Origin of the sequence: Propionivibrio soli (assembly GCF_025770765.1) — a bacterium.
GTDB lineage: Bacteria > Pseudomonadota > Gammaproteobacteria > Burkholderiales > Rhodocyclaceae > Propionivibrio > Propionivibrio soli.
In genome coordinates this window covers 366,106-374,923 of sequence record NZ_JANZKY010000002.1, presented here as the reverse complement: position 1 = coordinate 374,923, position 8,818 = coordinate 366,106, and the positions used below count along the sequence as shown (strand labels likewise).

General features: G+C 57.8%; 9 protein-coding genes and 1 tRNA gene. 6 read left to right on the top strand and 4 right to left on the bottom strand.

Translation table 11 applies throughout. From position 1 onward, the window contains the following. Window positions 1-268: 268 nt before the first annotated feature. The 4 genes from proB to rplU form a co-directional block, all read right to left on the bottom strand. Window positions 269-1,387, bottom strand: a complete 1,119-nt coding sequence (gene proB, locus NZ453_RS03735; protein WP_263769006.1) for a glutamate 5-kinase — start codon at window positions 1,385-1,387, stop codon at window positions 269-271. A 2-nt stretch (window positions 1,388-1,389) separates the two neighbouring features. Beyond that, the gene (cgtA, locus tag NZ453_RS03730) at window positions 1,390-2,481 is read right to left on the bottom strand and encodes an Obg family GTPase CgtA (protein WP_263769005.1); all 1,092 of its coding nucleotides are present in this window, start codon (window positions 2,479-2,481) and stop codon (window positions 1,390-1,392) included. A 108-nt stretch (window positions 2,482-2,589) separates the two neighbouring features. After that, a complete protein-coding gene (gene rpmA, locus NZ453_RS03725) occupies window positions 2,590-2,850 on the bottom strand; it encodes a 50S ribosomal protein L27 (RefSeq protein ID WP_263769004.1) in 261 nt (86 codons plus the stop codon). Between the two features lie 18 nt (window positions 2,851-2,868). After that, window positions 2,869-3,180, bottom strand: a complete 312-nt coding sequence (gene rplU, locus NZ453_RS03720; protein ID WP_263769003.1) for a 50S ribosomal protein L21 — start codon at window positions 3,178-3,180, stop codon at window positions 2,869-2,871. A 348-nt stretch (window positions 3,181-3,528) separates the two neighbouring features. On the opposite strand from rplU, the gene NZ453_RS03715 reads away from it, so the two are divergent. From NZ453_RS03715 to ampD, 6 genes are all read left to right on the top strand, one after another. Then, complete coding sequence (locus NZ453_RS03715) at window positions 3,529-4,458, top strand: polyprenyl synthetase family protein (RefSeq protein ID WP_275983054.1); 930 nt, start codon at window positions 3,529-3,531, stop codon at window positions 4,456-4,458. 18 nt (window positions 4,459-4,476) lie between these two features. Continuing rightward, a tRNA-Pro gene (locus tag NZ453_RS03710) sits at window positions 4,477-4,553 on the top strand. Between the two features lie 210 nt (window positions 4,554-4,763). Continuing rightward, window positions 4,764-4,997 carry a PP0621 family protein gene (locus NZ453_RS22130; RefSeq protein WP_420851596.1) on the top strand — a complete coding sequence of 78 codons (234 nt, stop codon included), beginning with the start codon at window positions 4,764-4,766 and terminating at the stop codon, window positions 4,995-4,997. A gap of 33 nt (window positions 4,998-5,030) precedes the next feature. After that, on the top strand, window positions 5,031-6,593 hold the full coding sequence (locus NZ453_RS03705) for a two-component system sensor histidine kinase NtrB (RefSeq protein WP_263769001.1): 1,563 nt from the start codon (window positions 5,031-5,033) through the stop codon (window positions 6,591-6,593). Continuing rightward, window positions 6,590-7,957, top strand: coding sequence for a sigma-54-dependent transcriptional regulator (locus NZ453_RS03700; RefSeq protein ID WP_263769000.1), 1,368 nt, complete (start codon window positions 6,590-6,592; stop codon window positions 7,955-7,957). The genes NZ453_RS03705 and NZ453_RS03700 overlap by 4 nt, the downstream gene beginning before the upstream one ends. After that, window positions 7,954-8,550: a 1,6-anhydro-N-acetylmuramyl-L-alanine amidase AmpD gene (ampD, locus tag NZ453_RS03695; protein ID WP_263768998.1), complete on the top strand. Its 597-nt coding sequence runs from the start codon at window positions 7,954-7,956 to the stop codon at window positions 8,548-8,550. Before NZ453_RS03700 ends, ampD begins: the two co-directional genes overlap by 4 nt. The last annotated feature ends 268 nt before the right edge of the window (window positions 8,551-8,818 follow it).

Genomic DNA, 8,818 nt, shown 5'->3' with positions numbered 1-8,818 from the left:
GGCGTGGCGCGCATCCCCATGAGCGGTGCCATCCGCGGCGTCGTCCCCTTCATGATCGCCCAGACGATCGTCATGTTCCTCCTCGTCGTCTTCCCCCAGATCGTCATGGGTCCGCTCAAGTGGATGAGCTGAGATCGTAAGAACCAACGGCAGGCTTAAAGCCTGCCGTTATCTATACCTGCAGCAAAGACGGGAAAAATTCAGTGAGCGGTGGAGAATGCGCCCACGAAACTGAAGGACGATAAGGACGCCGTCCGCCCTTTTCGTCTCAGCAAAGCACGAGATTGTCGCGGTGAACGAGCTCCGGCTCTTCGGAGTAGCCTAGAACTTTCTCGATATCTTGGCTCGAGTGCCGCGCGATGCGCCGTGAGTCGCTGCTGCCATAATTGGCGAGGCCGCGGGCAATCTCCGTTCCTTCTTCTGAGACGCAAGCGACGGCCGCGCCACGCTCGAATTCTCCCTGGACTTCAATCACGCCAATCGGCAACAGGCTTTTCCCTTCGTGCAGTGCTTTGACCGCGCCACCATCGAGCACAAGCTTTCCACTCAATTGCAGGTGATCCGCAAGCCATTGTTTGCGTGCATTCAAGGGCTGCGTGGCCGAGACTAACAGCGTTCCAATCGATTCCCCCACAGCCAACCGGGGCATCACGTCCGGCTCCCGTCCGCTGGCGATGATCGTGTGGGCACCGCTGTTCGCGGCGCGTTTCGCAGCGATGATCTTGGTGATCATGCCGCCTTTGCCGTACTGTGTTCCTGCGCCACCGGCCATTGCCTCCAGCGCCGGATCGCCAGCACGGCCTTCGCTGACCAAAGTTGCCGTGGGGTCTTTGCGCGGATCGGCAGTGAACAGACCCTGCTGATCCGTCAGGATCACGAGACAGTCGGCGTCGATCAGATTAGCGACGAGAGCGCCCAGCGTGTCGTTATCGCCGAACTTGATTTCGTCGGTAACCACCGTGTCGTTCTCGTTGATGATTGGAACGACGCCTAAATCGAGTAACGTTGCCAGGGTTGAGCGGGCATTCAGGTAGCGCTTGCGGTCGGCCAAGTCCTCGTGAGTGAGCAGAATCTGCGCCGTGTGCAATCCGTGGTCGCTAAAGGCGCGTTCATATACTTCGACCAATCCCATCTGCCCTACCGCGGCGCATGCTTGCAATTCGTGGACGGCTTTGGGCCGCGCCTTCCAACCCAGTCGTTGCATTCCGCAAGCGATGGCGCCCGACGAGACGAGTACGACCTGCCGGCCTTGTTCCCTGAGTCGGGCGATTTGCTTCGCCCATTCGTTGATGGCTTCGTGGTCCAGCCCCTCTCCGTTATTAGTGACGAGGGCCGATCCCACCTTGATGACGAATCTCTTTGCCTCTGCAATGCATGTAGTAGTCATCGCTATTCGCTTGTATCTTCTTCGGGGAATTCAGGAAACTGGTCGTCGTTGTCCGGCATCGCTTCTGCGTTGTGTTGTGGCAGCTTATCGAGAGCGTCCTGAAGCGCGTAAATCACGGGGCGGCAGCCGTCGCCGCTGATCGCGCTGATGAGGAAATGCGGCGCGTTCTCGCCCTTGCCGTAAGCGGCAAGAAAAGCATCCACGCGCGTTTTCCTTTCCTCCTCGGGAATCAAATCGAGTTTGTTGAGTATCAGCCAGCGCGGTTTTGCCGCAAGTTCCGGGCTGTACTTCTCCAACTCACGGATGATCGCTTTCGCGTCGCGGACCGGGTCGGCTTCCGGGTCCGGAGGCGCGAGGTCGACGATGTGCAGCAGGATGCGTGTGCGAGCAAGGTGTTTCAGGAACCGTATCCCGAGCCCAGCCCCCTCGGCCGCGCCTTCGATCAGGCCGGGGATGTCGGCGATGACAAAGCTCTTGTTCTCGCTGACGCGGACCACGCCGAGGTTCGGGTGCATCGTCGTAAACGGATAGTCGGCGACCTTTGGTCGTGCTGCGGATACGGCGCGGATGAACGTGCTCTTGCCGGCATTGGGAAGACCAAGCAACCCGACGTCTGCAAGAACGCGCAATTCGAGCTGCAGATCGCGCTCTTCGCCCGGGTCTCCTTTTGTAAACTGCCTGGGTGCGCGGTTGACGCTCGACTTGAAGTGGATATTGCCCAGGCCGCCTCGTCCTCCCTTGGCGAGCGTGACCTTTTTCCCGTCGGTGTTGAGGTCCGCTACGATCTCGGTGCTGTTGACGTCAGTGATGACCGTGCCCACCGGCACGTGGAGGACGATATCCTTGCCGCCCTTGCCGTAACGGTCGCTCGATGCGCCATTCTCGCCGCGTTGCGCGAGGTACTTGCGCGTATAGCGGAACTCGATCAGCGTGTTCAGGTTGCGGTCGGCCACCGCATAAACACTTCCGCCCCGGCCTCCATCGCCGCCATCGGGGCCGCCTTCGGGCTCGTACTTTTCACGCCGGAACGAGGCGACGCCGTTGCCCCCATCGCCGGCCGCGACGTGAATCTTTGCCTCGTCGATGAACTTCATTGCGCTGTCTCGTGGTTTGTCAGGACTAAAAACGAAAAAGCCCTATCGCAAGGATAGGGCTTTCTGCCGCCATGGCGGAGCGGAACCGCAATCTTGCCGTGTCGTAGCCTAGGCTGCCGGGACGATGCTCACGGTGCGGCGCTGCTTCGCGCCTTTCAGCGTGAACTGCACTTGCCCGTCCACGAGAGCGAACAGCGTATGGTCCTTGCCCACGCCGACGTTTTCGCCTGGGTGGAATTCCGTACCGCGCTGGCGAACGATAATGTTGCCGGCCAAAACAGCTTCACCACCGTAACGCTTGACGCCAAGCCGTTTCGATTCCGATTCGCGGCCGTTGCGAGAACTGCCGCCTGCCTTTTTGTGTGCCATGTTTCAGTATCCTTTCCGTTAGGCCGAAATACCGTCGATGCGGATTTCCGTGTAATTCTGACGGTGGCCCTGATGCTTCTGATAGTGCTTGCGACGACGCATCTTGAAGATCTTGACCTTGTCATGACGGCCTTGCGAGAGCACAGTAGCCTTGACAGTCGCGCCGGCAACGAGCGGAGCGCCGATTTGCACGGACTCTCCTTCGCCAACCATCAGCACTTCATCAAGCGTCACTTCTGCGCCAACCTCTGCCGGTATCTGTTCTATTTTCAATTTTTCGCCAGCGACGACACGATACTGCTTGCCACCGGTTTTTATGACCGCGTACATGTTGGACTCCAAAGAACAAGTTAAAGTGAAACGAAGAACCGTGCATTATACGTATTTCCCATTCATAGTCAAAGAGTTCGTCATGGTTAGGATTTGCCGGCGTGCCCTGTATTTTGGTGACGCGGCTCTGAAGAAATGGTGTCAATGGGGCACCGAAGGCATTAGCCGCCGCTGTGTTTCTCCCTTCACTAAAGGCAGAAAACGTGCCGCGGCACCGTGCCCGAACGCATCAACTGTTAATCGTTCGTAGCTTGACTGGCCTGTGGCCGCCCCCTAAGATTCATAAGTTTTTTTGCCGCGGGCACTTTCGTGAAGCTAGAACAGCTCTACAACCTGATTCGCCCTGATATGGCGGCAGTCGATGCCGTTATCCGCAGACGTCTTGATTCCGACGTCGCATTGGTGCGACAGGTGGCCGAGTATATCGTGCAAAGCGGCGGCAAGCGTCTGCGGCCGGCGCTTGTCCTGCTCGTAGCCGGAGCGCTGGGTTACCGGGGGAAAAACCACCATCAGCTAGCGGCGGTGATCGAGTTCATTCACACGGCATCGCTATTGCACGATGACGTAGTCGACGAATCGGAGCTAAGGCGGGGTCGGGAAACGGCAAATGCCCTTTTTGGCAACGCCGCCAGCGTACTTGTCGGCGATTTCCTGTACTCGCGTTCTTTCCAGATGATGGTCGAAGTTGGCGACATGCGCGTCATGCGAGTGTTGTCCGACGCTACAAACATCATCGCCGAGGGCGAAGTCCTCCAACTGATGAACTGCCATGACGCGGACGTCGATGAAGCGCGCTACCTGCAGGTCATTCAATACAAAACGGCCAAGCTGTTCGAGGCGGCGGCGCAGTTGGGCGCCATCGTCGGGAACGGTTCGGGCGAGATCGAAATCGCTATGGCCAAGTACGGGATGCATCTGGGTACGGCCTTTCAATTGATAGACGACGTGCTCGACTATTCCGGAGCCGAAGTCGAGACGGGCAAGCACCTTGGGGACGACTTGGCCGAAGGTAAGCCGACGTTGCCGCTGATTTACGTGATGCAGAACGGTTCTGCGGAGCAGGCGGGTAGCGTGCGGCGAGCGATCGAGAACGGTGGGCGCGATGACTTTCCCGCCGTATTGGCCGCCATTCGTGAGACGGGGGCACTTGACCATACTCGCAGACAAGCGGAGCTGGAGGCAGCGAAGGCATCAGATGCGTTGAACGCCTTACCCGCTTCCCCATATAAAGATTCTTTGCTAGAATTATGCGTCTTCGCTGTTGCTAGGTCCTTCTAGCGCTGTCGTTGCTTCGGTCGGGGCGTAGCTCAGCCTGGTAGAGTACTGCGTTCGGGACGCAGGAGTCGGAGGTTCGAATCCTCTCGCCCCGACCACAAGAACAACGTCGGTTAGGTTCGAAGAGTAGGGAAGGGAACGATGCCAGCCTTTGCGCTGGTTTTTTATTGCCCATCTTCGGCTCGGCTCCTCTTGGAAACCTGTAGGTGCTTCCTCGGCTTGACCAACTTCTCCGCTTCCTGACTGCTTCACGTCTCCGTATCCCAGTTCTGCTATGCTGTGGCGATTACTAGCAAATCGCTGCAGCGATGAAATACCTTATCCTCCTGATCCTGGTTTACGTCGCCGTCAGCTTTGTGCGGCGTGCAGTGAGAGGCGGCCATAAGCAAGAACAAGAAAAGGGTGCGCGGCCGCCAGAGTCGATGGTTAAGTGCTCTTACTGCGGTGTGAACCAGCCGATCAGCGAAAGCCTCTTGGTAGATGGTCGCTACTATTGCTGCGAAAATCATCAGCGCGAAGCTGGTGTGAGGCGTGCTCGCTGACTCGTCATGCCGGGCATCGATATGAGATCTGGCGTGTTTACTGATGCGTACTGGAAGTCACTGCGGTACTTCAACTTGTACCGGTTCTGCATCGCAGGTCTGCTTTTTACGTCGTCCATTCTTCACCCGTCTACGTTCTCCATCTTCACCCCATCGGGCGGCTTACTGCATTTGGCGGTAACGACCCTCTATCTACTCGCGACAACTTTCTCGCTCATTGGGTTGCACTACTACCGTCGTCATTTCAATGTGCAGCTCAGCTTCCACGTGCTCGTGGACATCGCGGTGTTCGTTATATTGAGCCACGTCGGTGGAGGAATCCGGGCGGGGCTCGCTGCCATGCTGCTCGTGACGTTGGCGGGTGCCGGGCTTGTCGGGCAGGGGCGATTGGTGCTTTTTTATGCGGCCACGGCGACCCTCGCCGTGCTCCTCGAACATTCCGTGCGCGCTCTTATCGGCGAAGCGGACATCAGCGATTTCTTCCAGGCCGGATTGCTGAGCGCGGGATTCTTTGGTGTCGCTGGTTCGGCCAGCCTTTTGGCACGACGCGTCGTGGCGAACGAAGAGCTGGCTCGTAGGCGGGGAGTCGCTTTACGCAACCAGACTGTCATTGGACAGCGTGTTATCGAGGGTATGCAAGATGGCGTCCTCGTAATTGGCCGCGACGGCTTGGTTAAGCAGCATAACCCGTGCGCAGAGCAGTTGCTTGGGCTGTCCAATCCTTCGAATCGCAAGCTCGTCTATTGTTCCACGGAGCTTGCCCAAGGATTTTCGGATTGGTGCGAACGTGAAAGCGACGAGCAGGTGTTGGTCCGGGCGCCTGCCAGTGGAATGCATCTGCGCGCGCGGTTCGTGGCGACGGAGAGCTCCGAGCGAGACGTTCTCGTTTTTCTCGAGGACATGAGCCAGGTGCAGGAACAGGCACGGCAACTCAAGCTCGCTGCCCTCGGGCGTCTTACCGCGAATATTGCGCACGAGATACGTAATCCCTTGTCCGCCATCAACCACGCGGGCGAGTTACTGCAAGAAGAAATGAGTGACCCGACGAGCGAGCGATTGCTGCGCATCATCCTTGACAATGCGCGCCGGGTCGAACGCATCGTGAGCGAAGTCCTCGAGTTGGGCCGCCGTGATCGGGCCGTGCTGGAACGGGTCGATTTGCGAGAGGCGTTACCGTCGATCGTCGAAGAGTACGCGCTCAAGGAAACGATATCCTCGGGCATCATCAAGCTGGATATCGAAGGAGAGGGGGCGATCCTTTTCGATCGTTCCCACTTCTATCAGGTGACCTGGAACCTGATTGGGAACGCGTTGCGTCATTCGCGCGGACTCGAGGGAAGTGTGACGGTGAAGGTACGTGACGGCACGCGACACGGGGTCGTCGATATCCATGTGGTCGACGACGGCGAGGGTGTCGACGAAAAGTATGCCGAGCAGATCTTCGAGCCATTCTTTACCACACATAACCGTGGGACGGGCTTGGGCTTGTATATTGCGCGCGAGCTCTGCGAGGCCAACGGTGCACAGTTGGATTTGGTACAGAGCGATGTCGGCCAGGGAGCCGATTTTCGAATTGCCGGGGGGGCGGTCAGTTGACAGGGACGAGCAGGCCAGAGCGCAGGGCGCGGGGAGAACCGGCAAGGGTTCTAGTCGTCGACGACGAAGCGGATATCAGGGAACTGCTTGATCTGACGCTGGCCCGCATGGGGCTGTCGGCGGATTGCGCCGCGACGGTTGCGGAAGCCAAAGTGTTTCTTGCTCGTGAACGCTATGGCTTGTGTCTGACCGATATGCGGCTGCCCGACGGAACCGGGCTCGATATCGTGCGCTTGATTGGAGCGGAGTATGGTGAGACTCCGGTCGCGGTAATCACCGCGTTTGGCAGCGCGGACAATGCCGTGGCTGCGCTCAAGGCCGGCGCATTCGATTACCTTTCAAAACCGGTTGCACTCGATCAACTGCGCACCCTCATCAAGTCGGCGATAAACCTACCTGCTCGCGATTTAGACCTCCGCAATGTGGGGGACAGTCGTGCTCAACTGATCGGCTCTTCCGCCGCTATTACGCACGTGCAGGAGACGATCGAGAAGCTCGCGCGTAGTCAAGCTCCCGTTTACATTTCTGGCGAGTCCGGAAGTGGCAAAGAACTTGCGGCTCGGCTCATTCACTCGCAAAGCTCTCGCTACGCGGCCCCATTCGTTCCCGTCAATTGTGGGGCGATTCCCGAAAACTTGATGGAAAGCGAATTTTTTGGCTACAGAAAAGGCGCTTTCACCGGAGCGGACGCAGATCGGGAAGGCTTCTTCCAGGCGGCTAAAGGAGGAACTTTGTTTCTCGACGAAGTCGCTGATCTGCCTCTTGCGATGCAGGTGAAACTACTGCGGGCGATTCAGGAAAAGAGAGTGCGAAAAGTCGGGTCGGCGACCGAAGAGCCTGTGGACGTTCGCATCGTTTCAGCGACGCATCGCAACCTGAAGGATTGTGTAGATGCAGGAACGTTTCGGCAGGATTTGTATTATCGCCTCAATGTCATCGAACTAAGAATGCCGCCTTTGCGTGAGCGCCAAGAGGATATCCCCCCTCTCGTCGAGTCCATACTTGCCCGCATTTGCGAGGGATCTGCCCCGGTGCTTGCCGAGGAAGCGGAGCGCGCCCTATGCGCGTATTCGTATCCTGGAAACGTCCGCGAACTCGAGAACATACTGGAACGCGCGACCGCCCTTTGCGCGGGGAAACGCATCGAGGTTGACGATCTCCAACTCCTCGCTTCCACCCCAAATGACGAAGGTATTTGCAGAGCGGGAGAGACGCTTGACGATCACATGAATCGCGTCGAGCGTCAAATCATTCTCGACGCTCTGGCGAAGACCGGCTTCAACCGAACGGCTGCTGCCAGGGCTCTCGGAGTCACTTTCCGCTCCTTGCGTTATCGGATCGAGCGCCTAGGTATCGAAGAATGACGGATGCGGCGCCTGCCCGTGAAAAACCCGCGAATTTTCATGATGGGTGGATGGACGGCGCGTGCCGTATTGATTCGCCGAACTTCGACGATCGACCAGCAGGAACACTCGTCTCGCTGGTGGTAATCCACGCAATCAGTCTTCCACCGGGGCAGTTTGGTGGGCGTGGCATCGAGGACCTCTTTACCAATAAGCTCGATCCGACCGAACATCCGTACTTTGCGCAGATCAGCTCAATGAGGGTGTCTGCCCATTTCCTTATTCGGCGGAACGGTGATCTGCTGCAGTTCGTTTCGTGCGACAAACGCGCCTGGCATGCAGGGCGTTCGTCGTGGAGCGGTCGCGACCGGTGCAACGATTTCTCGATTGGCGTTGAGCTAGAGGGCGATGACCAAACGCCTTTCGACGAGGCCCAGTATGATTGCTTGGCAGATCTTCTGCGTGCGTTAAGTGCGGCTTATCCGCTTCGAGACATTGCCGGACACTCTGACGTCGCTCCGGGACGCAAGACCGACCCGGGGCCCTGGTTCGAATGGCAGAGGGTGTCGCTTCCCGGGGCGCACTTGTCCGGTGGAAACAACGCCTCGCGCTAACCGGCGACACCTGCGCATTTCTCTAGGCCTGTCATCCGTCGCAACAAGTGCTTCTGTCTTGCACATGTCGTATGCGGTCGTCATATATGCGTGGCTTGAATACGACAGATTCTATTCAAAAATGACGGACCACAAAAAAACGCTTGCGTCAAGTAGAGGGCGCTACTAGAATTAGTTGCGAATATGGTGGGCAACACAATATGTAGTAGCTAGATTTGCCCTCGAGGCGCGCGCATCGGTTTGAGGTAGCCACAAAGGGCTAGCGATC